Here is a 26069-nt window from a genome sequence, read left to right on the forward strand (position 1 = left end):
TTGCTGAGATCATTTTCAAAAGTAGGAAAAAGTTATTTGTGAAAACTTATATTTCCTTTAAAACAATTTTATCTAAGTTTGCATCATTATGGCAAAAAACACTAACGACGAGCAATTTAAAAATGTTATCTCTCATGCTAAAGAATATGGTTTTGTATTTCAAAGCAGCGAGATTTATGATGGACTAAGCGCTGTTTACGATTATGGACAGTTGGGGGCAGAATTAAAGAACAACATTAAAACGTATTGGTGGAAAGCCATGGTGCAAATGCATGAGAATATTGTAGGTATTGATTCTGCCATTTTCATGCATCCAAAAATTTGGAAAGCAAGCGGGCACGTGGATGGTTTTAACGATCCAATGATCGATAATAAAGATTCAAAAAAACGCTATCGCGCCGATCAGTTATTAGAAGATAAAATTACCCGTTATGAAAAAGACGGTAAAACAGATAAAGCTGCCAAATTGCAGGCAGATATGGATGATGCGTTAAAATCTGAAAACCTGCAGTTGTTAAAGACCCTGATTGAAGAGCATGAGATTGCTTGTCCGGTTAGCGGAACAAAAAACTGGACTGATGTACGCCAGTTTAACCTGATGTTCAGCACCCAGTTTGGTGCGATGGCCGAAGGTGCTGAAGAAATTTACTTACGTCCTGAAACTGCCCAGGGTATCTTTGTAAACTTCTTGAACGTTCAAAAATCCGGCAGGATGAAAATACCTTTCGGAATTGCCCAGATCGGTAAGGCTTTTAGAAATGAAGTCATTGCCCGCCAGTTCATTATGCGGATGCGTGAATTTGAACAAATGGAAATGCAATTCTTTGTACGTCCGGGAGAAGACGAAAAATGGTTTGCTTACTGGAAAGAAGCACGCCTGAAATGGCACCTGGCCCTTGGTACTTCTGAAGAGAAATACCGCTACCACGATCACGTTAAACTTGCCCACTATGCGAATGCAGCAACGGATATAGAATTTGAATTCCCTTTTGGCTTTAAGGAAGTGGAAGGTATTCACAGCCGCACCGATTTTGACCTTTCCCAGCACCAGGAATTCTCTGGCAAGAAAATGCAGTATTTTGATGCTGAACTGAATGAGGAGGGCAAGCCTTATGGTAACTATATCCCTTATGTAATTGAAACTTCAATCGGTTTAGACAGGATGTTCCTTTTAACGATGATCAATGCATTTGAAGAGCAGGATCTTAGTGATGGCGATAAACAAGACAGCAGAACACTGCTTCGTTTACATCCTTGTTTAGCTCCTGTTAAAGTGGCCATCTTCCCCCTTACTAAAAAAGACGGTTTACCGGAAAAAGCAAGAGAGATCATGAACAGCTTAAAACTTGATTTTAACTGTATTTATGAAGAAAAAGATGCCATTGGTAAACGTTACCGCAGACAGGATGCTATTGGCACTCCTTTTTGCTTAACGATAGATCACCAGTCGCTGGTTGATGATACCGTAACCATTCGCCACCGCGATACCATGGAGCAGCAGCGCATTGAAATTAAAGACCTTCAGGACCTGATCAGCAGTAAAACCAGCTGGAAAAACCTGCTTAGATAGGTCTGTTATTTATAGAATTACGTCATAAAGGCAGGCCATGTACAATACATGGCCTGCCTTTTGCGTTAACCTGCACATGAAACTTGTATCAGTCGCTTTATTATTTATGATGCCCTTGCTGGTTTCTTTTGCCGGAAAGAAGCAGGACACAGCATATACATGGTCTAAAGAAGAGCTAAAATTTGCCAACACTGCCGGTAATGCCAGCTACCTGACCGGCGAAGAAAAGGACATGGTTCTTTATATGAACCTGGCACGGATGGATGGTGAGAAGTTCTTTAACACCTATTTTCAGGATTTCATTGACCAGCACAACAAGCAAATGGTTAAATACAGCAACTACAATGAGATTAGGGTGAGCCGGACAGATTCCTATTACCGCAGCCTGGAGAAAGAACTGAAAGCCATTAAGGGACTGCCTGTTCTGTGGCCTGATGAGGCCTTGAGCTGGGTGTCTAAGCAACATGCTAAGGATATGAACAAGAACAACTATGCGGCTCACAATTCTCTTGATGGCAGAACGGTTAAAGACCGGATTGGCAAAATGTACCCTAAACGATCTTTTGGTGAAAACCTGGCTTTTGGTTTTCAGACGGGTTTAGGAAATGTTTCGATGCTGTTACTGGATAAAGGTGTTCCTGATCTTGGGCACCGGAAGATCATTTTAAACACGGCCTTTAAGCTAAATTATGTAGGCGTAAGCATACAGCCGCATAAAGGTTATAAATACTGCTCTGTCACCGATTTTGTTGCATTACCGGGCCAATAAAATAATATCTTTGCAGGATTAGCGGTAAATTAACAGTTCATTAGTGTATGCGTAAAGCCTTATTAAGATTAATAGATTTCTTTTATCCTCCTTTTTCACGCTTTTTGCCGCTTCATACCTTTAGATATATCGTTTCTGGTGGTATATCTGCCAGCACTGGTATTGTTGGTTACTACATCGCCTTTAACTGGATCCTGCACCAGAAGAATATTTATGTTGATTTTCCCTTTGTGCCTAAAATGATCAGTGCTCCCGTTGCCGCATTGCTCATGAGTACCTTTGCTTCCTTCCTGGTTGGGTTTATGTTAAATAAATACCTGATTTTTACACAATCCAACCTCAAAGGCCGGATCCAGATATTCCGTTATGCTGCAGTTGTGATCATTAATTTTATGCTCAATATTACCTTGCTGAAATACATGGTTGAGGGTCTGCATTTTTATCCATCCCTCTCTCAGGCCGGTATCACAATTAGCCTGGCATTGATCAGCTATTTTGTACAAAAACACTTCTCTTTCAGGGTTAAGAAGTAACTCATTTCCGTTTCTTTTTTCTGTCAAAGCCCGACATTTATTTGCTAAACTTTAACGATAGGCTTATATTGTGCCCAACCAAAGAGAAAGCGATATGAGTGATTTTAATGACTTTAATAACCCTCAGGTTGCAGGGCTGCCAAAGCACCTGAGACAGTTCATTGTGGAACAGCATTACGAAAAATACACTCCAATAGATCAGGCGGTTTGGCGGTACGTAATGCGTCAGAATTACAGTTACCTAAAAGATGTTGCCTATTACCCTTATATCAAAGGCCTGCAACGTGCCGGATTAAGTATTGAATATATTCCAGATCTGCAGACCATGAACGACAACCTCGGAAAGATTGGCTGGGGTGCGGTTACTGTGGATGGCTTTATTCCTCCAGCTGCCTTTATGGAATACCAGGCGTACCGGGTATTGGTTATTGCTGCTGATATTCGCCAGATCAATCACATTGAGTATACGCCTGCCCCTGATATCATCCATGAATCTGCCGGCCATGCCCCCATCATTGCCGATACCGATTATAACAATTACTTAAGCTACTTTGGTTCTATTGGTGCCAAAGCCATGTTCTCTTCAAAAGACTTTGAGTTGTATGAGGCCATTCGCAACCTTTCTATTTTAAAGGAAGCCGTTGATGTTTCGGAGCAGGAGCTTGCCAAAGCGGAAAAACACCTGGAACAGATTGCTGAAGATATGGGCGACCCTTCTGAAATGGCTTTGCTTGGCAGGCTGCATTGGTGGACCGTTGAATATGGCCTGATCGGAAATTTAGAGAACCCTAAGATCTATGGTGCAGGTCTGCTTTCTTCCATTGGTGAAAGCTCTTCCTGTATGCGTGCTGATGTCAGGAAACTGTGGTACAATAAATACACCGTAAATTATCCGTACGACATTACCAAAACCCAGCCCCAGCTATTTGTGACCGAAACCTTCCAGAACCTTATTGATGTACTGGAACAATTTGCCGATACCATGGCGTTTAGACGCGGTGGTTCTGAAAGCATCGTTAAGGCCATTGAATGTAAAAATGCGGCAACTGCTGTTTACAGTTCAGGATTACAAGTTACCGGGATCTTTACTGATATGGGCTTAGACCGCAATGATGAACTTACTTTCATTAAAACAACCGGCCCCTCTGCTTTAGCGGCAGACGGCAAGCAGTTAGATGGTCATGGTAAATTTTATCATAAGGATGGTTTTTCATCGCCTGTTGGGCGGCTGAAAAACTCAGATACTGCGCTGGAGAACTTTGACCTTGTACAACTTAGAGAGATTGGCGTTGTTGCCGGACAGCCTGCGGAGCTTACTTTTGAAAGCGGAATCCAGGTAACGGGAACAGTTAAAGAAATTATAAGACATCAGAACCTGACCATCCTGATTGTATTTGAAGACTGCAGGGTTAAGGAAAGTAACGGAAATATATTGTTTCAGCCGGAATGGGGTACTTATGATATGGCTGTCGGGGAACGTATCGTTTCAGTTTTTAATGGTGCTGCTGATAAAGATGCATACGAAGAGCTTACTCACATTAGTGACAAGCAAACTCATAAGGTCTCTTATGATGAAAAGACCCAAAAGCTGCATCAGATCTATAAAAGCGTACGTGAGATCCGTGAAAAACAGGAGAGGTTTGGTCTGCTTTCCGATCTGTTCAATACATTGAAATCAGAACACCGCCACGATTGGCTTTCTGCATTGGAAATACTCGAAATACTGCACCATACCGGTGTTAACCCGGAACTTGAAAAAGAGGTTCGCATCTATTTGGAACTTAAATCAATCCGGGAGGCTGATCATAAAAAACTAATCAATGACGGACTGCACATCATTGCAAATCCTGTAACTCAACTCATTACTGAAGAAGAAGAAAATTAATGAATATCGTATTAACTGGTGCCAGCAGCGGAATTGGATTTGAAGCCGCATTAGAATTTACATTAAGTGCAGAAAATAAAGTGGTATGCATAGCCCGTTCTGCAGACAAGCTGCGCAAGCTTTTAGAAATTGCAAAGGGAATTTCTCCGGACTGCACCTTGCTGCCTGTGGAGTTTGACATTGTTCACGACGACTATGCTGCCCTGGTGCCTTTTTTAAAGGAAAGGCTGGGTCATGTAGATATCCTCATCAATAATGCAGGCGCTTTAGTAAATAAACCATTTTTAGAAACGACTCCGACTGATCTCTGGCAGATGATGGAAAGCAATGTAATTGGGCATTTTAATATGATCCAGAACCTGATTCCGCTAATGGCTGCAGGCAGCCATATTTTAAATATTGGAAGCATGGGTGGTTTTCAGGGAAGTGTTAAGTTTCCAGGTTTGTCGGCCTACTCATCCAGCAAGGCTGCCCTTCATATTCTAACTGAATGTTTAGCCATTGAGCTTGCGGATAAAGGCATTAAGATAAACTGCCTGGCTTTGGGATCTGCACAGACGGAAATGCTGGAGCAGGCTTTTCCGGGCTATGAATCTCCGGTAATGGCATTTGAAATGGGTAAGTATGTTGCAGACTTTGCCAGGACCGGGCATAAATTTTTTAATGGAAAGACGCTCCCGGTAGCGGTAACCACACCTTAGCCAATAAGTTATCAACATTTTTACCGTTGAGTACTTTTTTTAATATCTTTAGCTTATTGATATGAAGAAAACCTTTATTCTATTCAGTATACTACTATGTAGTATGTTCGCAGTGAAATCGCAAACAACTGTACCCCTTCAATACCGGGAGCTGGTTGATCAGCTGATTAAACAACTGCCAAAGGAGCAAGAAGAAAAGGTGGTTACCTCCCCAAACAGATTACTGGAATTTGCAAAATCAATGATCGGTATCCGTTACCGTTATGCATCAAGCAGTCCGAAGAAAGGCTTTGACTGTTCTGGTTTTGTTAACTATGTGTTCAGTAATTTTGGCTTTAAAGTTCCGCGTTCTTCCAGGGAGTTTGCCTCAAGTGGTGAGCCAAGAAAGCTGGAAGATGCCAAAATTGGTGATGTGATCTTATTTACCGGTACCAACAGCAAATCCAGAAGTATTGGGCATGTAGGCATCATTTATTCTATTGATGGCGAAGAGATTAAATTCATTCACTCTTCATCTGGCAACAAACGTGGTGTTACCATCTCCAGTTTAGACGATGGCTTTTATAGAAAACGTTTCATGAAGGTAGTAAGTATCTTGTAGATCTTTACTTAAAGCAACACCACTTTTAAAGCTTCATTCACAGATCCCCTGCTTAACAATTGTTTAGCAAAGTCGTGCAGTTCACGTTCACGGTTGTTTGCATCTCCTATTGTTGCATCCAGAATCTCTTTTACAGTTTCAGAATTTCGAATGGCATCTACTTCATCATCTGTTGGCAGGTGTTCCACATTGCCAAGCATCCCAAGATCATTTCCGGTTAATACCATCGAATTTCTTACTCCCTTTGGCAACGCATCTACTCCTATTCCAAGTGTGGTTAAAGGTTTGGCTACTTTAAATAAATTGTCTGCAGTAACCCTGCAGTACCAATCACCTCCAAGGCGTGCAACCAGGTCAATTTTTTCCTGGTCTATTTTACCCTCTGCATCCAGGATCTCTTCTTTGATATGGATCAGCTTTACTTCTGCAAGGATCAAATTACCGGCTCCGGGGTTTTCACCCAGGTGGATTACCTCAGTTACTGTACATTCCATCTGTACCGGGGCTTCGGCTACCCTTGGCGGTTTTACCAGCTGCGATGGCAGCATGGTGAAACCTGCCTTTTCAAATTCATTAACTCCTTTGGCATATTCTGTACTGGCCAGGCTCATTTGCTGTACCATTGGGTAATTTACAATATTGATTACGCATTCCTTTACCTCCAGGATATTTTCAAGCGTATGCTTGGTCGTATTGTCACGCACCCTCCTGGCTGGCGAAAACACACACATTGGTGGATTGGTACTAAACATATTGAAAAAACTAAACGGGCTTAAATTAATGTTCCCGGCTTTATCAATGGTGGTTGCGAAACAAATTGGCCGCGGTGCAATGGCATACTGCATGTAGTTCTGCAATTGCGCCGGACTAAGGTCTGAAGTTTTTATAGTCAGCATAAATGTCTGTCGGCATTTTTAATGCCGTTGGTTATTTCTTTTTTAAAGCTAAAATGGAGAAGTCGGTGTCTGCTTTTTTAATGGTATTGCTCAATCGGCCTAGACCGGTAATTTCCATTTCTACTACGTCCCCATCCTGAAGCCATTGTGGTTTATAGTTTGCATTATTTAGCAATCCGGTGCCGTTAAGCTCTAAAAAACAGCCTGTTCCAACAGTTCCTGAGCCAATTACGTCTCCGGGCAATATATCTACCCCATAGGCACAACGTTCGATGATCTCCGCAAAGGTCCAATCCATATCTGCTGTGTTACCTGCAGAAACTTCGATTCCATTTACCATACAGGTCATTTTAAGGTTATAAGCATTTCCGGTATGTCCGGGCTTAGCTGCTGTTTTATAGCTTTCCAGCTCATCTGGTGTTACCATCCAGGGGCCGATCACGGTTGAGAAATCTTTTCCTTTTGCCGGGCCGAGATTTAACAGCATCTCTTCCATCTGAAGTGTTCTTGCACTCATATCATTCATGATCATATATCCGGCAATGTAACTGTCAGCTTCTGCAGCTGTGATGTTGCGTCCTTTTTTACCTATCACCACAGCTACTTCCAGTTCAAAATCCAGTTTCTGGAAATGATCAGGCATACATTCAATTTCACCTGGTCCCTGAATGGCATTGTGATTCGTGAAATAAAAGATAGGGTATTGATCAAACTCGGCAATCATATCTACTTTACGGTTTCTGCGTGCTGCTGCAACGTGCTGGCGGAATGCATATCCATCCCTGCAGGATGAAGGATGGGGTACCGGGGCAAGCAATTCAAAAAAGGCTTCTTCTTTAGGTTCTATTTCAGCAGATCTAATTTGCTGATTGACCTTTTTTGCACGTTCCATCAATGCATCGCCACCGGCTAAAAAGTCATTCATACCATCCGGCAGCTGCTTATCGCAAGAATTTAAATTATAAATATGTCCGTTTACAAAAACACCCAAGTGTTCCCTGTCTTCTGTTTTATAGGATACCAGTTTCATATGATAAATCGTTTATAATTAGTTGGTCAAAGCTATATAAAATTACTGCAAACCTGTATATAAAATATCTTGTGATTAGATTTTGTATTATTATTTGTTTGAATAATCGATTAAATAACTAATTTAGCCGACGCAATAAAATGACACAAAGCAACTTTACATATCAGGATCAAATTGCCAGACAAGCACTGGCCTCTTTTAGATATGCGCTGCTTTCTAAACTCATTTTTGCTCAGTATTCCTTGTAAGCTCTTTCTGCGCTTTCATTTAAAACGTTTCCCGTTTTAATCTTTACGATACCCATACTTTAACCAAAATAAACCTACTGATATGCCTATTTATCATACCTTAGGAACTATACCTGCTAAACGCCATACCGTTTTTCGAAAACCAGATGGTAAGTTATATGCAGAAGAACTCGTTTCTACTGAAGGATTTTCAAGCTTGTACTCGCTTGTTTATCATTGTCACCCTCCAACGATTGTGAAGTCGCTTGGCGAACCTTATTCCGTAGAACCTAAAATTGCGCGGGAAAAGCACCTTCGCCACACCAGTCTAATCGGTTTTAATGTAAAACCTGAAGACGACTACTTAAAAAGCCGTAAACCTGTTCTGGTTAACAGTGATCTGCACATCTCGCTTGCTGCACCACGAAAATCGATGACGGATTATTTTTACAAAAATAGTCAGGCTGATGAAGTGATCTTTATCCATGAAGGATCCGGAACCTTGAAAACAGGCTTTGGTAAGATCAGGTTTCAATACGGAGATTACCTGGTGGTACCCCGCGGAACCATTTACCAGATGGAATTTGACAATGAAAAGAACCGGCTGTTTATTATAGAAAGCTTTAGTCCGATCCGTTCGCCTAAACGCTACCGGAATGAATATGGACAGCTGATGGAACATTCTCCATACTGCGAGCGCGACATTAAAAGACCTGCTGATCTGGAAACCATTGATGCGTTCGGGGATTTTAAGGTTTTAATTAAAAAACAGGGATTGATGTACCCATATACATATGGCACACATCCGTTTGACTTTGTTGGATGGGATGGCTTTCATTATCCATGGGCATTCTCTATCCATGACTTTGAACCCATTACCGGCCGGCTGCACCAGCCACCACCAGTTCATCAAACTTTTGAAGGACATAATTTTGTGATCTGCTCTTTTGTACCGCGCAAATACGATTATCACCCGCTTTCTATTCCTGCTCCTTATAACCACAGCAATGTAGACAGTGATGAGGTGCTTTATTATGTAGATGGTGATTTTATGAGCAGAAAGAGCGTGGTAAAGGGCCAGATCACTTTACATCCCGGAGGGATTCCTCACGGACCGCACCCCGGTACCGTAGAGAAGTCTATCGGGAAAGAAAGTACCGGAGAGCTTGCCGTGATGATTGATCCCTTCCGGCCGTTAATGCTTACCCAGGATGCGGTAGACATTGAGGATGAAGGCTATCATAAAAGCTGGCAGGAAAACGTAGAATAAAGATTTAATACTAAAAACAGACTATATTTTATCAACCATGAGTACACAAACATTTGCAGAAAAGATAGCCAGGGCACAAGACTTTCTGCCTATAAATGGAACAGACTATATTGAACTTTATGTGGGCAATGCAAAGCAGGCAGCACATTTTTATAAAACAGCATTCGGATTTCAGTCCCTTGCCTATGCAGGCCCGGAAACCGGTGTGCGCGATCGTGCTTCTTATGTTTTAAAACAGGGAAAGATCAGATTGGTACTGACTTCAGGCTTAAAATCTGACAGCATCATCTCTGAACATGCTAAAAAGCATGGCGATGGGGTTAAGATCCTGGCTTTATGGGTTGATGATGCCTACAGCGCTTTTGAGGAAACTACCCAAAGGGGTGCCAAACCGTATATGGAACCTATAACCCACAAAGATGAACATGGTGAAGTGCGTATGTCTGGTATATACACCTATGGCGAAACAGTGCATTTATTTATAGAGCGTAAAAATTACAACGGTACATTTTTACCGGGTTATCAGGACTGGAAAAGTGACTACAATCCTTCAGATGCTGGTTTATTATATATAGATCATTGTGTTGGAAATGTAGGATGGAACCGGATGGATGAAACCGTAAAGTGGTACGAGGAAGTGATGGGCTTTGTAAACATCCTTTCTTTTGATGACAAGCAGATCAATACGGAGTATTCTGCGTTGATGAGTAAGGTAATGAGTAATGGGAATGGCTTTTCTAAATTCCCGATCAATGAACCTGCTGAAGGCAAAAAGAAATCACAGATCGAAGAGTACCTGGAATTTTATGAAGGCGAAGGGGTGCAGCACATTGCTGTTGCTACTAAAGACATTTTAGCGACGGTAAAAGAATTAAAATCTCGAGGGGTTGAGTTTTTAAGTGCACCCCCTGAAGCCTATTACAACATGATGCCTTCCAGGGTTGGTGAGATTGATGAGGAGATTAACAAGCTGAAGGAACTCGGCATTTTGGTAGACTGCGATGAAGAAGGTTATTTGCTGCAAATCTTTACGAAACCTATTGAAGACCGTCCTACGCTGTTTTTTGAAATCATTCAGCGTAAAGGTGCACAGTCTTTTGGTGCCGGTAATTTTAAAGCATTGTTTGAATCTTTAGAACGCGAACAGGAGCTGAGGGGTAATCTATAACCGAATTTCTACTGTTTGCAAGTCTAAGAATATCCCGGATACTGTCTGGGATATTCTTATTGTTTTAATCGTTTAACGTGTACCCCTTATCGTATGCAAATAGAATCATTAGGTATTATTTAATAAAAATAGCTATTTTCGGCCTTTATAGTAATATGCCGGGAATGGAATTTAACATCATTAGCAGGGTAAATCTTTTTTTTACACGTTTTAAAGCTGCTTTTAAATTGTTTCAAAAAAACGATCCGCTGCGTTTAGCTGGTGCCACTGCTTTTTTTGCAAACTTTGCCCTTCCTCCTATTCTTTTAATCCTGATCCGCTTATTTGGTTTTTTTATAGACCGGAAAATACTGGCGTCGAGAATATTTGAACGTTTGGCTGACATTCTGGACGACAGCAGTACGGGTCAGATTCGGCAAACGCTTAGAAACATCAGAGGTATTGACCACCAATGGTATGCTACCCTGCTCAGTTTTGTATTTTTTATTTTTGTTGCGACTACATTATTTAATGTAATTAAAAACTCGATGGATCAGATCTGGTCCATTGGAAATAAGGAGCATTCTGGTTTTATGTTTAAGCTGAAATTAAGGGGCCGGTCTATGGTAATTATTTTACTTGCCGGAATTTTATTCATAACTGGCTTTTTAACCGACAGTGTGCAGGCTTTTATTGGCGTATACATCAATACCGCCTCTCCTAACTTTGGCAAAATATTTCTGGATATTTTAAATCAACTGCTCTTTGTAGCCATTGTAACCATTTGGTTCAGTGTTCTTTTCCGTTATCTAACCAATGGCCGGCCCACCTGGAAAGTATCCATACGCGGCGGCCTACTTACGGGCATACTGTTTACCGCTGGAAAGTTTATCCTCCGAATCATGTTACCTTTAAGCGGCATTGGCAATATTTACGGCACTTCTGGCTCTATTGTGCTGATCATGCTTTTTGTATTCTATTCTTCTTTCATCTTTTACTTCGGTGCCTGCTATGTGAAGGTACTAAGTGACTCCAGGGAAACACCAATCAGACCTATTGAGGGTGCTTTCCATTATGAAATTAAGGAAGTAATAAAAGAAAATTAGCTTGCCATTAAACCCGGTTGCGGCACTGAGACTTTTTCAAATCCCTGCATTTCAAATACAGCAAGCTTATTTATAAGGTTGTAATGTAGTGTTCCAAAGAAGTTGATGATACCATCCTTATTCTTTCCTTCAATACAAATACTCTCTTTAACGATCTCACGATGTTCCAGATTATGATCATTTAAGATCACATCCTCATCTTTAATTTTAACATCATCTGCACTAAGTGCGAATTGTTTAAGAAGCTCTAAAAAGCTTTGTCCGTTCAACAATAGTTCTTTAATATTCATGGCTATATTCGATTAGTTTAGGTAAGGTACCGGCATCAATTTTAAAGCCAAAAATGATTAATGTCAAATAAAAAAGGCGCTTTACAGCGCCTTTTTACAATTCTTTATCATTTGTTAATTTAGAATAACTTGTAGGCAAGCCCGATTGTAAATAAGCTCAGTTTAGTATCGTCATAACCATCTTTACCAATTTTAGAAAGACCTTGTTCAAACCGAACATCAACTCCAAGATTTTTAATGTCCAAGCCTGCACCAAACTGCCATGCAAGCGATTGTCCTTTAAAATCTCCACGGAATACGCTGCCTGCAGCTTGTCCGAATTTTTGTTCATCATTTAAAATAAAGGACACCACCGGACCAGTGTTTAAGCGAAGACCTATCCCTGCTGCACCAATTTTAGTACCTACCAATACCGGAACGTCCAGACTTGTAAATTTAACTTCGTTCTCTAATCCATTGGCATCAGTTAACGTTGTATTTTTTCCACTTAAGTACAATTCAGGTTGTAAGTGAATACCCGCAGCACCAATTCTTGCCCAAAAACCACCATAGTAGCCAGCTCTGTTATCGCTGTCGAACGTGTTTTCTGTACTTAATTTAGATAAGTTGGCTCCGGCTTTTATTCCAAACTGGAAGCTGGGAAGTATTTGTGAGAATCCAAATAAACTCGAACAAATTAATGCTGCTGATAAAATTAGTTTTTTCATAAAATGTTTTTAGTATATGATTTAAATTATCTACGTGAAATTAAGAATATTTTAAATTCAAAACTACGTATTTATTCCAATTGTTAAAAATTAGAAAGCCCCAAAAAGGGGCTCTCCATATTATTGACTAATTCGTTAATGATTAATGACCGGTTACTTCATCAATTGCTTGCTGTTCTTTCAGCGCATCTACATTATTTTTATTTCCAAAATTCTGGGTCTTATCCGCAAAATATTCAAGAATACCTACAATGGTATCCAGGTTATCTGCTACCCTTTGGTGCATATCCGGTAAATCTTTATCTAATCTTTTATCACCAAGTTCTATATTATCAACTTCAATTTTTCCGATCTTCTGAATAATTGCCTGCTGTGAGTGTTGTAAGTCTTCTAATTCTCTTACAATTTTCTCCATCAACTCAAACTTTTTTAACGTATCCATATTTGTATTTTTAATTAGATGTACATTTTTATTTCATCCAGTATCAACCAATTACCTTGCCAGTATTCCAATCCCCCTTCTTTTTATACGCTTTAAACTGAGAATACGTTTAAAAAAATAGATTCAAATTTGCATTACCCACAAATAACTAATATTTTAGTTTAAAATTCCAACTGTTATGAAAAGATTGTGCTTTCTATTTTTTATTTTGATTGGTGTGCAATTCAGCAATGCCCAATCTGGTATTAAGCTTGATAATGAAAAATTGCTTGACTATTATCAGACCCAGCGCTATGCGGAGGCTGCACTATATTTACAAAGCATTTTTAAGGAAGACACTGAAAACCCAAAAGAGATTGCTCAACTCGCTTATGCGAATATAATGGCCAATAAGCTTACCGAAGCGCAGAAGAACTACTTAAAGTTATATGCACAGCAGCCGAAAAATCTAGCCATTCTATTTAATCTCGCAACGATTAATATCAAACGTGGAAATAATGAGAAGGCAAAGGGTTATTATCAGGAGATCTTAACAATTGACAGCACGAATTACAGGGTGTATAAACAACTGGCGGATATCAGTCCGAATTTAGTGGAAAAGTTTTCGTTCTTATTAAAGGCTAACAAACTAAATCCCATAGATGGTGAAATTGCGTTTGACCTAACCCAGTTCTATCTGGATATGAAGGATTATGCAAGGGCCAAATCTACACTTTACCCTGCCTTAAATGCAGATACGGCCAACCTGCAACTGTTAAAAATGAAAGTACCCATTTGCCTGTTCATGAAAGAGTTTGATGAAAGTATTGCAACAGGATTAAGACTTCTTTCTTATGGGGACAGTTCAAACTTTGTGGTAAGCAATATGGCCAAGAGCTATTATTCCAAACTGGATTATACCAATGCCCTTAAATACTTTTTGATGGTTGATGTAACTACATTTGATGCAGAGGCACTTTCTTATAATTTAGGGCTGACGTACAGAGGATTAAAGGATTATAAAAATTCTATTCCTCAGTTTAAAGCGGCAATTAAAGCTGGGATATCTGATGGTATCTCGAGATATTATGGTTTACTCGGAGATTCTTACGAACGTGTTGATCAGAACGATGAAGCAAATGCCGCTTATAAAAAAGGTTTAAACTTTGATAATGATGGCAGCCTTTTGTACAATATTGCATTGGTTTATGAAAGTAAACTTAATGATAAAAAGAATGCAATTGTGTATTACGAGCGTTACCTCAATACCATAAAACCGGAAATACAGCCGAAGCTTATTGGATTTTTAAAAGAAAAGATCGTTGAACTAAAAAAGTAGCTATCGGTTAACCAGGCGGGCCACATATTTACCGATAATATCAAACTCGATGTTTACGGCATCACCCACATTCACTTCGTGCAGATTGGTGTGTTCAAAGGTATACGGTATAATGAACACAGAAAATTCATCGTCTGCCGAGCCAACCACCGTAAGGCTGATTCCATTTACACAGACAGATCCTTTCTCTACAGTTACATTGCCAGGCGCAGCATCGTATTTAAACCGGTACTCCCAGCTTCCATCCAGTTCTGCTCTTTTGATACAAACTGCAGTCTGATCAACATGGCCCTGTACAATGTGGCCATCCAGTCTGCCGTTCATCTGCATACACCGTTCTAGATTCACCTTATTGCCAACAGCAAGTGTTTTCAAATTTGTTTTCTGAAGTGTTTCTTCAATAGCAGTAACGCGATAAGTATCTCCTGTTAGTTCTACAACGGTTAAGCACACCCCATTATGAGCCACACTTTGATCTATTTTCAATTCATTACTTATTGCCGAGTGAATGGTATAATGAAGATTAGTGCCTTCTGCCTGTACCGCTGTAATTTCCCCTAACGTTTCTATTATTCCTGTAAACATATTCTTAAATTAGTTTCTGCCTGTTCCTTCTCCAGTTCCCATTATCGGAGTTTTGAGGACTTGCCTGAAGCGGTGCATTTCTTTTCTTCAAGGCTAAAGCGGCAAATATAGCCGCCATAAGTGCTTCATTGTTGTCCTCTCTTTTTAAGCTATCGGGACCGAAGTATTTACTGACAAAATGTGTATCAAATTTACCCGATCTAAACGCATCGTGCTGCATCACAAATTTCCCAAAGTTAAGGGTAGTTTTTATACCGGTAATGTCATATTCATCAATAGCACGAACCATTCGTTCTAAGGCTTCTTCACGGTCTTTCCCGTAGGTAATGAGTTTGGCGATCATGGGATCGTAGTAGATTGGAATTTCCATGCCTTGTTCAAAGCCGTCATCTACCCGAACACCATTTCCTTTGGGTATGCTGTATGTTTGCAGCATACCGATATCAGGTAAGAAGTTGTTATCCGGATCTTCTGCATATACCCGCAGTTCTATTGCGTGACCGTTTATTTTTAATTCATTCTGAGTGTAGGAAATTTTCTCACCGCGTGCTATTTTAATTTGCTCTTTAACCAGGTCCAGACCGGTGATCATTTCAGTAACCGGATGTTCGACCTGCAGGCGGGTATTCATTTCTAAAAAGAAGAAATCCAGATTTTCATCAAGAATAAACTCTACTGTTCCGGCACCAACATAGTTTACGGCCTTTGCAACTGCAACTGCGCAATCGCCCATTTTCTGGCGTGTTTCGGCAGACAAGATACTGGATGGGGCTTCTTCTACTACCTTCTGATGCCTGCGCTGTATGGAGCATTCCCGTTCAAACAAATGCACAACATTACCATGCGTATCGCCCAGCACCTGAATTTCTATATGACGCGGAGAAGATACATACCGCTCTATAAAAACGGATCCGTCACCAAACGCAGAAACTGCTTCACTTACTGCAAGCTGCATCTGTTCTTCAAAATCAGCAGCCTGGTTAACAATCCGCATACCCTTACCACCACCTCCGGCGGCTGCTTTAATGAGGATTGGGAAACCAACTTCCAATGCCCGTTTCTTTGCTTCAGATACATCCGTTATTGCTTCATCTGTTCCGGGAACCATTGGAATATTATATCTTAAAGCGGCAGCTTTCGCAGACAGCTTATTGCCCATAACCTCCATGGCTTCTGGTGTTGGACCGATTAAGATTAATCCGGATGCTTTAACCAACCTTGCAAAAGATGCATTTTCTGACAGGAAACCGTACCCTGGATGTATGGCTTCTGCACCGGTAATTTTACAGGCTTCTATTATTTTTTCGCCCAGCAGATAGGATTGATTAGATGGCGCAGGGCCGATGCATACCGCTTCATCTGCATAGCGCACATGAAGTGCTTCGCGGTCTGCCTCAGAATATACGGCTACAGTTTTAATTCCCATTTCTTTTGCAGAACGCATAATGCGCAGGGCGATTTCGCCCCTGTTGGCAATGAGGATTTTATTCATGTAAACGAAATTAGTATAATCTCTTATAATTAGGGAATCCTTTATAAATTATAAGTTTTTAATGACCTCTATGGTCCTGTCGATCATTTCCGGAGTAACATCCAGGTGGGTAACCAAACGGATGGTTTTAGGCCCGGTTGTACCGCAGGCAATACCTTTTTCTGATAACTGGTGTACAATTGCATCTGCCTTAAAGCCTTCAGCAACCTCAAAGATGACAATGTTAGTTTCTACAGGCATCACTCCTGCTACATAACTCATTTCCTGTAATGCCCCGGATAATGCCAATGCGTGCTGGTGGTCTGTCTTTAACCGGTCTACATGATGATCCAGCGCATAGATTCCTGCCGCCGCAAGGAATCCTGCCTGACGCATACCACCCCCAAAAGCCTTCCGGATCTTTACTGCCTTTTGAATGGTCTCTTTAGAACCCAATAGAACGGATCCAACGGGTGCACCTAATCCTTTAGATAAGCAGATAGAAATTCCGTCAAAATATTTCCCATAATCTTTTGCCTGATCTCCGGTAGCGATCAATGCATTAAAGATCCGGGCACCATCCAAATGAAGCTTTAATCCTTTGATATTACACAAGGTATGGATCGGTTCGATCTGGTTTAAGTTATAGCAGGCTCCTCCTCCCTTATTCACCGTATTTTCCAGTACAACAAGACTGGAATTTGGATAATGAATGTTCTGCTCATTAATTTCCGGTTCGATCAGTTCAGGTGTCAATATTCCCCTGGTGCCGTTTAACAGGCGGACAGAAGCCATAGAATGATACGCAATTCCACCGCCTTCATAGCGATATACGTGTGCAGTCTGGTCGCAGATCACTTCATCCATAGGCTGTGTAAAACACTTTATTGCGATCTGATTGGTCATTGTTCCTGAAGGGCAAAACAAACCAGCTTCCATATTAAAGAGGCCGGCGAGTTTACTTTCAAGTTCTTTAACCGTTTCATCTTCTCCATAAACGTCGTCTCCTACTTTGGCGGTCATCATGGCCTCGATCATGCCTGCTGTTGGCCGGGTTACGGTATCACTTCTAAAATCGATCTTTGCTGCCATATATTTTTTACTTAACACAAATATTCATTTTTTAAGGATTTAAACCAGATTCTATTGATAAATATTACAAAGGTATCATGGGAATGTTAATTTCAAAAGGTAACAATAGTGTTTTGATTTATGCCTCTAATGTCATTTTATTGGTGTTATTGCGTTACCAGAAAAAAGGGGAATATTTAAAAATTTGGATTTTAAAATAACAAGCGTATTTTAGCTTAGTGTTTTTTTAACAATATGGTAACTTCAAAATCACGAGCAAAACTATATAAATCAACGTTTTTACAGGTTTAAACCTATAAAAATATATAACTAACCAAAACCAATAAATTAAATTAATTGAAATTTTATGTGCTTTTATCTCTGTAAAAAACGGAAATATTGGGCTATAAAAACTTCATGACCACTTAAAACAAATTTATGAATATGAAAAAAAGCCGTACAAAAGTGTTTGGATTATTTACTTTTATCCCGAAAAAAACAAATTAAGATGATAGTTATTGCAGATGGTGGTTCAACCAAAACCAATTGGTGCTTAATTAATGAGGCCGGCAGAAAAATTCTTTTTAACACAGAGGGTTACAATCCATATTTCTCAAGTACGGAATACATTGTAGAATCTTTAAGAAAATCCCTTCCGGATCATTTGGAAGTAGAAAAATTAACAGAGGTAAATTACTACGGTGCAGGCTGCTCTACAGATGCTAAACGTAAGATCGTTGCCGATGCAATGAAACAGATATTTGTTAATGCAGAGATTAATATCGGGCATGATCTTTTGGCTTCATGCAGGGCTTTACTTGGTGATGAGCCCGGTTTTGCTGCTATATTAGGAACTGGTACAAACAGCTGTTTGTATGATGGTACTGACATTAGCCTTAATATTGATTCACTGGGATATTTTCTTGGTGATGAAGGCAGCGGCTGTTTTATTGGAAAAAGAATTCTTTCTGATTATATGAAAGGTTACATGCCTAAAGGATTAAGGGAAAGTTTTTACGATAACTTTGCACTGACTAACGAAGATATCTTTGATCATATCTATAACAAGCCATTACCTAACCGTTTCTGTGCAAGCTTTAGTAAGTTTTTATACGACTATAAGGACAATTATGAGGAATATACTTTCTCTACTATTGAATACGCATTCACTGCATTTTTTGAGAACCTGGTAATTCATTATCCAAATTACAAGGACTATACTTTGAACTGTGTAGGTTCTGTAGGTTACAGTTTCAGAGACATTCTGAGTGTAGTGGCAGACAAATACGAAATGGGTATCGGTAAGATCATCCGCTCACCTATAGATGATCTTGTAAATTACCACTTAAACAGTGCTAAGAAAAAATAACGGTACAACGTATTGCCAGTAAAAAGGGGTCTTAATTTAAAAATTAAGACCCCTTTTTACTTCTATCATCATTCATTAATTCTATTCATCGCTTCTGATATTCAGCACCTGCTGCAAAGGTGCAAGTAAGTTTAGTATAGGGTGCATTTTTGAGATTATTAAAAAGAGATCTCTTTGCCAAACAGCTTCGCATATTTTCGTTTATCGAACTTATATAAAGTTGCTGCCCTGAACGATACGCCCTGCTGCTTTTCTTCCAGGTCTTTTAATACCCCAAAGCTCAGCATCTTTTTCCTGAAGTTACGCTTATCCAATTTCTTATTTAAGATAACCTCGTATACATTCTGCAACTGCGTTAATGTAAATTTTTCCGGCAGCAGCTCAAATGCAATCGGCTGGTGCTTAATGCGTCTTTTTATCTTTTCCAAACCAGTCTCAAAGATCTGCTTGTGATCAAATGCGAGTTTAGGAAGCTCTTTTACATTGATCCAGTGCGCTTGTTTCGCATAGGTACTGATCGGTTTCACTGCCTTATCACCACCCAGTCTAAGCAACGCATAATATGCAATACTAACTACCCTGCCTTGAGGGTGACGGTTTACATCTCCAAAAGTATAGTACTGCTCCATGTAAATGTTGCTAAGTCCGGTTAGCTCATTCAGGATCCTTCCGGCAGACTGGTCCAGACTTTCACGCTCTTCAACAATATTTCCAGGCAAAGCCCACCAATCTTTAAAAGGTTCTTCATTTCTCTCAATTAAAAGGATTTTTAGTTCCCCCTCATCAAATCCGAACACAACACAGTCAATAGAGAAAGTGGAATTAAATTTTGGTAAGACTTCTTTCAAAATATTATTTATTTAATTTTATGAATATCGATTTTAAACATAATCGTTTAGTTATTTTCCATTTTCTTATGGCAATCCTAACCTGCAATTTGCAAATATAATTTCATAAGCTGATACAACAGTAATGAATCGGCAGAAAATTAAGAATTTTTAATTTGCTTTCAAATCCATTCGTAATTTCCAGCTTCTAAAATCTCATGCCTCCTTCCCAAAATTCAGATTGATGGGACATGGCAGAAAAAAGATGCTTGTTCTTTAATTGTATATTATCTCCTTTTAATGTTTTATATGTAAAAGCAAATAAATATACTTGCGTCCTAATTGCATAAAAATTACAAATAAAATTACTTAGTGTAAAAATTACACCTTATATTCGTATCAACAATATGAAACCAAATATCAAAAATATCGCTGTATTAACATCAGGAGGGGATGCCCCCGGAATGAATGCCTGTATCAGGGCTGTAATACGAACAGGAATATATAATGGTATAAATATGTTTGGTGTTATGCAGGGATACCAGGGACTGATCAATAACAACATCAACCCTATGGACGCAAGATCCGTTAGTAACATCATTCACATGGGTGGTACCATACTAAAAACCGCCCGCTGTCTTGAGTTCAAAACAGAAGAAGGGATGGAAATTGCGTTCCAAAACTTAAAATCCAGGGACATCGACGGTCTTGTTGTTATAGGCGGCGATGGAACTTTTACGGGTGCTCAGCGTTTTGGAGCAAAATATGGCGTACGGGTAATGGGTGTTCCCGGTACTATTGACAATGACTTATACGGATCTGACTTTACTTTGGGTTACGACACAGCCATCAATACAGTAATTGAAGCGATAGATAAGATCAGGGACACTGCAGATTCGCACGACAGGTTATTCTTTGTTGAAGTGATGGGACGTGATTCCGGATGTATTGCATTAAGAAGCGGGGTTGCCAGCGGTGCCGAAGCTATATTATTGCCAGAAAAAGAAACAAGTCTTGATGAGCTGATTGCACAGCTGGAAACAGGTGCATCCACTAAAAAATCATCGAGTATTGTAATTGTATCTGAAGGTAACAAACATGGTGGTGCTTACGACATTGCAAAAAAAGTTAAAGAACGTTTTAACCATTATGATACTAAAGTAACTATCTTAGGCCACCTTCAGCGTGGGGGCAGTCCGAGTAGTTTTGACCGGATACTGGGTAGCAGATTGGGTTTTGCTGCCGTAAATGAATTATTAAAAGGAAACACCATGCAAATGGTTGGACTTCGTGGCAATGACATCAGTACCACGAGCATTGAAGAAGCATTAACAAGACACTTCTTTAAACTGGAAAGTGACTTATTAGAGATGACTAAAGTTTTATCAATATAAATAAATGGTAGCAGTAGTATACAGCGGTTCAAAAACAGCTTTCTGGAAAATAGCCCGGGACGGTAAAACTATCGCTGAATGTACTATGCCCGGCATCAATCCATGCTTTAACGATCAAAAATCTATACTACATCTTTTAAATAAGAAAACTACGCTGATCAATCATGCGGAGAGTATCAAGAAGATCTATGTTTTTGCTGCCGGCGCGTCTTCTGCTGAACGAAGGAACGAGCTTTCTGAAACCCTTGCTTTATTTTTCAAATACAGCAAGATCACGGTTAAAGACGATCTGTTTGGTGCGGCAATTTCTGCCTGTTATAACAATAGCGGCATTGTAGGCATACTAGGCAGTGGTGCCAACTGTGCTTATTTTGATGGTAAAAGTGCAGAGAAAAACAATTTCGGACTTGGGTTTGTTCTTGGTGACGAAGGTTCATCCAACTATCTCGGTAAGATTATCCTGAGAAACTTTATCCAGCACAAGTTACCGGCAGATCTTCAAAGCGACTTTGAAAACAGATATAACCTGGACAGATCACAGGTGTTGGAGCGGGTTTATAAAAAGCCAATGGTCCAGCATTTTCTAAGTTCGTTCTTTGAATTCTTTATTGAAAACAGAGATCATAAATACATCATTGAACTTATTGATGCTGCATTTGAAAGCTATTTTAAAACATACCTGCTGCCTACTATAGCATTGCATCCTGGAAATGACATACACTTTGTTGGTCTTGTTGCCGGAAGTTTTCAAGATCAGCTGCGCAGCACAGCATCAAAATATAATATACAAATCACATCAATTACTAAAGAACCCATATATAATTTATTAAACTACTATTCAAATTAATAAAATGAGCAAAATTGGAATAAACGGCTTTGGCCGTATCGGCAGACTGGTTTTTAGAGCTGCGTTAAAAAGAGGTTTAGATATCGTTGCAATCAATGATTTAGTTGAGCCTGATTACATGGCATATATGTTAAAATATGACTCTACCCACGGACGTTTCGACGGAACGATCGAAGTAGTGAATGGTAACCTTGTAGTAAATGGTAAAACAATCCGCATCACTGCAGAGAGAGATCCTGCAAACCTGAAATGGGATGAAGTTGGTGTTGAAACTGTAATTGAATCTACTGGTTTGTTCTTAACTAAAGCAGATGCTGATAAACACATTGCTGCTGGTGCTAAAAGAGTAGTTCTTTCTGCTCCTGCTAAAGACGATTCTATCCCTACTTATGTTATGGGTGTGAACCATGACCAGTTAACAGCTGATCAAACTGTGGTTTCAAATGCTTCTTGTACGACCAACTGTCTTGCTCCCATTGCTAAAGTTCTACATGACAACTGGGGTATTGCTGAAGGATTAATGAGTACTGTTCACGCAGTTACTGCAACACAAAAAACAGTTGATGGTCCGTCTGCAAAAGACTGGAGAGGTGGCCGTGGTGGTTTCTCAAACATCATCCCTTCTGCAACTGGTGCTGCTAAAGCGGTTACTAAAGTAATTCCTGCTTTAAAAGGAAAATTAACAGGTATGGCTTTCCGTGTTCCGGTAGCTGACGTTTCTGTTGTTGATTTAACCGTACGTTTAGAAAAACCTGCTACTTACGAAGAAATTAAAAAAGCCATGAAAGATGCCTCTGAAGGGTATTTGAAAGGTGTATTAGGATATACGGAAGATGAAGTTGTTTCTTCTGACTTTATCGGAGATGATCATGCATCTATTTTTGATGCCAATGCAGGTATTGCATTGAATGACAACTTCGTAAAAGTAGTTTCCTGGTATGATAACGAATGGGGCTATTCTTCTGCATTAGCTAAATTCGTAGAGTACTACGGAAATTTAAAATAAAACCCGTTCATACAGGTTTATATTTGGTTAGAACAGGGATGTACGTGGATGCGGCATCCCTTTCTTTTTGGATATATGCTTACAAAATTTAACTTTGCACTAGAAATCCGAACCCTTTTTATATTATGAAAAAATTATTAACCGCACTTTCCCTTTCCATTATCTTCTTTGGCTGCCAAAGCGAAAAAGGTAAAATCTATGTTCCCCGTGAGATCACGAAAAACGAGAGTCTTAATGCGTACCAGGAAAAGAACGCAATTACCATCAATGATTACGAAACAAACCAGAACAAGGAACTGAACTTAGATCCTGGAGCTGAAGAAACATTTAATGTTAAATTCAGGGACACCGTGATCCGCATTCAAACAGATCCTGCAAAAGAAGATGCTGCCATTGACAGGTTTGCTTTTGCCCAGTTTGTAAATTCTCAAAAAACATGTGTGTTGGTTCAATCTGCTGATACAACTGAACAAGTTGCACCATTTTATTTAATCTCTTTCAGAGATGAAAAAGTTGAAGTGATCAGTCTTTCCAGACCTTCTAAGGGTGCTGATGACAAGAAATACACCAAAGGCCTGGTTAAAGCCGGAAGTTCTGGTTTTATGATCAACAATGACTTTTTTGTAACGAATGTTACTTCTAAAGTATATTTGATTAAAAGACAAAATCCTGATGAGAGAATTCAGGGTGATTTTTTAATGCAGTCTCCTGATAAACAAACTGTGGTTTTCCTTACTCCTAAATCACTTTACCAGTTTAATTACTTAACCAATGAAGCTTTTAACCAACCTTTTGCCATAAAAGCGCCGGCAACACCTGCTGAAACTTACGAATGGGCTAAAGACAATTTTAGCTGGAAAAAGAATAAAACCGGTAATACATTCTTAGTTGCCAATCCTGATGAAGACCGGATTGTTGACATCAACGAATTTAGTGTCCCTTACAAAGACAGATAATTAAACAAAAGAACCGGCCAAATGGCCGGTTCTTTTGTTTAAAGATAAATTTAAAACTTAATGCGCTGGATACGTACTGCATTTAGAATGGCAAGGAGCGCAACACCAACGTCAGCAATCACAGCTTCCCATAACGTTGCTATACCCCCTGCACCAAGTATAAGAACCAATACTTTTACGATAAGGGCAAATGCTATATTTTGCCAGACAATACTTCTGGTAATTTTACCAATCTTAATCGCGGTTACTATTTTTGAAGGCTGGTCATTTTGAATTACAATATCTGCTGTTTCAATTGTTGCATCGCTGCCCAGTCCACCCATTGCAATACCGGCATCTGCCAGCGCAACTACGGGTGCATCGTTTACCCCATCTCCAATAAAGGCTATTCTTCGTCCTGATTTTTTAAGACCTTCAACATGCGCTACCTTATTTTCCGGAAGCAGATCGCCAAAGGCACTTTCTATTCCTAAAATAGTCGCCACCCTACTCACTACACTCTCGCGATCACCGCTAAGCATAACCGTTTTGATTGCTAATGCATGCAGATCAGCGATGGCTTGTTTTGCATCTTCTTTAATTTCATCTGCAATAACCAGGTAACCGGCATATTGTTGATCTACAGCAATCAATACTACGGTATCTTCAATTTCATCTACAGCTTGCTCATAGCTGATATTAAATTTCTTAAACAGGCTGGTATTACCTGCAAGGATCACCTTGCCATCAATTATACCTTTTAATCCATGCCCTGCAATCTCTTCCAGGTCGCTTATAGCGGTCTCACTTAAATTAGCTGTATCACTTAAATTTTCGGCATATTGAATAATTGCTGTAGCAATCGGATGCGTAGATTTGCTTTCTAATGCCGCCGCAAGACTGACAAGTTCTTTCTCTTCATAGTTTTTGGTTATTACTTTCTGAACCTTAAAGACCCCTTTGGTCAAGGTTCCTGTCTTATCCATTACTACGGTATCGATCTTTGTGATCACGTCTAAAAAGTTAGAGCCTTTAAATAAGATCCCATTTTTCGAAGCCAGACCAATGCCGCCAAAATAACCAAGTGGTATAGACACCACCAAAGCGCAGGGACAACTAATTACCAAAAAAACCAGTCCACGGTACAACCAGTCTTTAAAGATGTAATCGGGCACAAAGAAATAAGGAACAAGTACCACAAGCACGGCAAGCAAAAATACAAGTGGTGTGTATACCTTGGCAAAGCGTGAAATGAACAATTGCGTTTGAGATTTTCTTGCGGTAGCATCCTGAACCATTTCCAGGATCTTACTCAGCTTGCTGTCCTTAAATAGTGCAGTTACTTTGATTTGCGCCAGTTGGTTGAGGTTGATCATTCCAGCGAGTACGATTTCTCCTTTTGCCTTACTGTCCGGGCGACTCTCTCCAGTTAATGCCGCTGTGTTAAATGTAGCCTTATCTGAAAATAAGACACCATCCAAAGCTACTTTTTCTCCTGGCTTTACTTCTATAACCTCCTCAATCTGAATCTCAGAAGGCGGTACGTTTAGTGTTTTACCTTCCCTAACTACATTGACGCTTTCAGGCCTAATGTCCAGCAAGGCTTTTATGCTCCGTTTTGCATTGCTCACGGCGGTATCCTGAAACCATTCTCCTATGGAATAAAAAACCATAACAGCCACTCCTTCACTATAAGACCCTATGGCAAATGCACCTGCTGTGGCGACACTCATTAAAAAAAACTCATTAAAAAAGTCTAACCTGATGGCCTTTTTATATGCCAGGTAAAGTACATTATAGCCCGCCAGCAGGTACGCTGATCCGTAGATGATCAACCCCTGGATCTTAGGGATAGTGATCTTAAACCCAAGTTCTAAAACCTGCATTACGATCAGTATCACTAATGCAGTGATCAACGGCCAATGATTAAGCCATGATGTGTCTTCAGAATCCCCATGATCGTGGTCATGGTCATCATTTTCGTGATCATCGGGATTGTGATGATGCTCCGCATGTTTCTTTATTTCTTCAGCCGCATCCTGGTTTCCGCAGCAATCGCTTTGTTTTTTCAT

General features: G+C 39.9%; 25 protein-coding genes. 15 read left to right on the forward strand and 10 right to left on the reverse strand.

Going from position 1 to position 26069, the window contains the following annotated elements; genetic code table 11:
* Nucleotides 1–88: 88 nt before the first annotated feature.
* The 6 genes from ATK78_RS14980 (at nt 89) to ATK78_RS15005 (ending at nt 6059) form a co-directional block, all read left to right on the forward strand.
* Nucleotides 89–1570: a glycine--tRNA ligase gene (locus ATK78_RS14980; protein ID WP_133576921.1), complete on the forward strand. Its 1482-nt coding sequence runs from the start codon at nt 89–91 to the stop codon at nt 1568–1570.
* A gap of 76 nt (nt 1571–1646) precedes the next feature.
* Entirely contained in the window at nt 1647–2339 is a 693-nt protein-coding gene (locus ATK78_RS14985) for a CAP domain-containing protein (protein ID WP_133576922.1), read from the forward strand.
* Nucleotides 2340–2386: 47 nt separating this feature from the next.
* Nucleotides 2387–2872 carry a GtrA family protein gene (locus ATK78_RS14990; protein WP_133576923.1) on the forward strand — a complete coding sequence of 162 codons (486 nt, stop codon included), beginning with the start codon at nt 2387–2389 and terminating at the stop codon, nt 2870–2872.
* A 94-nt stretch (nt 2873–2966) separates the two neighbouring features.
* The gene (locus ATK78_RS14995; RefSeq protein WP_133576924.1) at nt 2967–4757 is read left to right on the forward strand and encodes an aromatic amino acid hydroxylase; all 1791 of its coding nucleotides are present in this window, start codon (nt 2967–2969) and stop codon (nt 4755–4757) included.
* On the forward strand, nt 4757–5458 hold the full coding sequence (locus ATK78_RS15000) for an SDR family NAD(P)-dependent oxidoreductase (protein ID WP_133576925.1): 702 nt from the start codon (nt 4757–4759) through the stop codon (nt 5456–5458). The genes ATK78_RS14995 and ATK78_RS15000 overlap by 1 nt, the downstream gene beginning before the upstream one ends.
* 61 nt (nt 5459–5519) lie before the next feature.
* On the forward strand, nt 5520–6059 hold the full coding sequence (locus ATK78_RS15005) for a C40 family peptidase (RefSeq protein ID WP_133576926.1): 540 nt from the start codon (nt 5520–5522) through the stop codon (nt 6057–6059).
* Nucleotides 6060–6067: 8 nt separating this feature from the next.
* Here ATK78_RS15005 and ATK78_RS15010 read toward each other — a convergent pair whose 3' ends face one another.
* Both ATK78_RS15010 and ATK78_RS15015 read right to left on the reverse strand, forming a co-directional pair.
* On the reverse strand, nt 6068–6955 hold the full coding sequence (locus ATK78_RS15010) for a flavin reductase family protein (RefSeq protein ID WP_133576927.1): 888 nt from the start codon (nt 6953–6955) through the stop codon (nt 6068–6070).
* Between the two features lie 31 nt (nt 6956–6986).
* Nucleotides 6987–7985, reverse strand: a complete 999-nt coding sequence (locus ATK78_RS15015; protein WP_133576928.1) for a fumarylacetoacetate hydrolase family protein — start codon at nt 7983–7985, stop codon at nt 6987–6989.
* Between the two features lie 330 nt (nt 7986–8315).
* Between ATK78_RS15015 and ATK78_RS15020 the strand changes: the two genes are divergently transcribed.
* From ATK78_RS15020 to ATK78_RS15030, 3 genes are all read left to right on the forward strand, one after another.
* Complete coding sequence (locus ATK78_RS15020) at nt 8316–9482, forward strand: homogentisate 1,2-dioxygenase (protein WP_133576929.1); 1167 nt, start codon at nt 8316–8318, stop codon at nt 9480–9482.
* A 37-nt stretch (nt 9483–9519) separates the two neighbouring features.
* Nucleotides 9520–10650 (forward strand): 4-hydroxyphenylpyruvate dioxygenase, encoded by a 1131-nt coding sequence (gene hppD, locus ATK78_RS15025; RefSeq protein ID WP_133576930.1) that lies wholly within the window; start codon nt 9520–9522, stop codon nt 10648–10650.
* A 164-nt stretch (nt 10651–10814) separates the two neighbouring features.
* Nucleotides 10815–11735 (forward strand): YihY/virulence factor BrkB family protein, encoded by a 921-nt coding sequence (locus tag ATK78_RS15030; protein WP_133576931.1) that lies wholly within the window; start codon nt 10815–10817, stop codon nt 11733–11735.
* Here the strand turns inward: ATK78_RS15030 and ATK78_RS15035 are convergent.
* The 3 genes from ATK78_RS15035 to ATK78_RS15045 all read right to left on the reverse strand — a co-directional run bounded on the left by ATK78_RS15035 (nt 11732) and on the right by ATK78_RS15045 (nt 13174).
* A complete protein-coding gene (locus ATK78_RS15035; RefSeq protein WP_133576932.1) occupies nt 11732–12025 on the reverse strand; it encodes a hypothetical protein in 294 nt (97 codons plus the stop codon). The genes ATK78_RS15030 and ATK78_RS15035 overlap by 4 nt on opposite strands.
* A gap of 119 nt (nt 12026–12144) precedes the next feature.
* Nucleotides 12145–12732 (reverse strand): porin family protein, encoded by a 588-nt coding sequence (locus tag ATK78_RS15040; protein ID WP_133576933.1) that lies wholly within the window; start codon nt 12730–12732, stop codon nt 12145–12147.
* Between the two features lie 142 nt (nt 12733–12874).
* Nucleotides 12875–13174 (reverse strand): hypothetical protein, encoded by a 300-nt coding sequence (locus tag ATK78_RS15045; protein ID WP_133576934.1) that lies wholly within the window; start codon nt 13172–13174, stop codon nt 12875–12877.
* A gap of 178 nt (nt 13175–13352) precedes the next feature.
* Here ATK78_RS15045 and ATK78_RS15050 point away from each other — a divergent pair, with 178 nt between their 5' ends.
* Nucleotides 13353–14492, forward strand: a complete 1140-nt coding sequence (locus ATK78_RS15050) for a tetratricopeptide repeat protein (protein ID WP_133576935.1) — start codon at nt 13353–13355, stop codon at nt 14490–14492.
* Here the strand turns inward: ATK78_RS15050 and ATK78_RS15055 are convergent, their stop codons facing one another.
* Genes ATK78_RS15055 through ATK78_RS15065 form a run of 3 tightly spaced genes read right to left on the reverse strand, consistent with a single transcriptional unit; the run spans nt 14493 to nt 17640 of the window.
* On the reverse strand, nt 14493–15077 hold the full coding sequence (locus tag ATK78_RS15055) for a riboflavin synthase (protein WP_133576936.1): 585 nt from the start codon (nt 15075–15077) through the stop codon (nt 14493–14495).
* 4 nt (nt 15078–15081) lie between these two features.
* The gene (gene accC / locus ATK78_RS15060) at nt 15082–16569 is read right to left on the reverse strand and encodes an acetyl-CoA carboxylase biotin carboxylase subunit (protein ID WP_133576937.1); all 1488 of its coding nucleotides are present in this window, start codon (nt 16567–16569) and stop codon (nt 15082–15084) included.
* A gap of 48 nt (nt 16570–16617) precedes the next feature.
* Nucleotides 16618–17640, reverse strand: a complete 1023-nt coding sequence (locus tag ATK78_RS15065) for a threonine aldolase family protein (RefSeq protein ID WP_133576938.1) — start codon at nt 17638–17640, stop codon at nt 16618–16620.
* A gap of 487 nt (nt 17641–18127) precedes the next feature.
* On the opposite strand from ATK78_RS15065, the gene ATK78_RS15070 reads away from it, so the two are divergent.
* Nucleotides 18128–18988, forward strand: a complete 861-nt coding sequence (locus tag ATK78_RS15070) for an N-acetylglucosamine kinase (protein WP_133576939.1) — start codon at nt 18128–18130, stop codon at nt 18986–18988.
* 158 nt (nt 18989–19146) lie between these two features.
* Here the strand turns inward: ATK78_RS15070 and ATK78_RS15075 are convergent, their stop codons facing one another.
* On the reverse strand, nt 19147–19836 hold the full coding sequence (locus ATK78_RS15075; RefSeq protein WP_133576940.1) for an NUDIX hydrolase: 690 nt from the start codon (nt 19834–19836) through the stop codon (nt 19147–19149).
* A 386-nt stretch (nt 19837–20222) separates the two neighbouring features.
* Here ATK78_RS15075 and pfkA point away from each other — a divergent pair, with 386 nt between their 5' ends.
* The 4 genes from pfkA to ATK78_RS15095 all read left to right on the forward strand — a co-directional run bounded on the left by pfkA (nt 20223) and on the right by ATK78_RS15095 (nt 24018).
* Entirely contained in the window at nt 20223–21209 is a 987-nt protein-coding gene (gene pfkA / locus ATK78_RS15080; protein WP_133576941.1) for a 6-phosphofructokinase, read from the forward strand.
* Between the two features lie 4 nt (nt 21210–21213).
* Nucleotides 21214–22056, forward strand: a complete 843-nt coding sequence (locus ATK78_RS15085; RefSeq protein ID WP_133576942.1) for a hypothetical protein — start codon at nt 21214–21216, stop codon at nt 22054–22056.
* Nucleotides 22057–22060: 4 nt separating this feature from the next.
* Nucleotides 22061–23062: a type I glyceraldehyde-3-phosphate dehydrogenase gene (gap, locus tag ATK78_RS15090; protein WP_133576943.1), complete on the forward strand. Its 1002-nt coding sequence runs from the start codon at nt 22061–22063 to the stop codon at nt 23060–23062.
* Between the two features lie 125 nt (nt 23063–23187).
* Entirely contained in the window at nt 23188–24018 is an 831-nt protein-coding gene (locus tag ATK78_RS15095) for a hypothetical protein (protein ID WP_133576944.1), read from the forward strand.
* A 50-nt stretch (nt 24019–24068) separates the two neighbouring features.
* Here the strand turns inward: ATK78_RS15095 and ATK78_RS15100 are convergent, their stop codons facing one another.
* Nucleotides 24069–26069, reverse strand: coding sequence for a heavy metal translocating P-type ATPase (locus tag ATK78_RS15100; RefSeq protein ID WP_133576945.1), 2001 nt, complete (start codon nt 26067–26069; stop codon nt 24069–24071).

The organism is Pedobacter metabolipauper, assembly GCF_004362715.1.
Lineage (GTDB): Bacteria > Bacteroidota > Bacteroidia > Sphingobacteriales > Sphingobacteriaceae > Pedobacter > Pedobacter metabolipauper.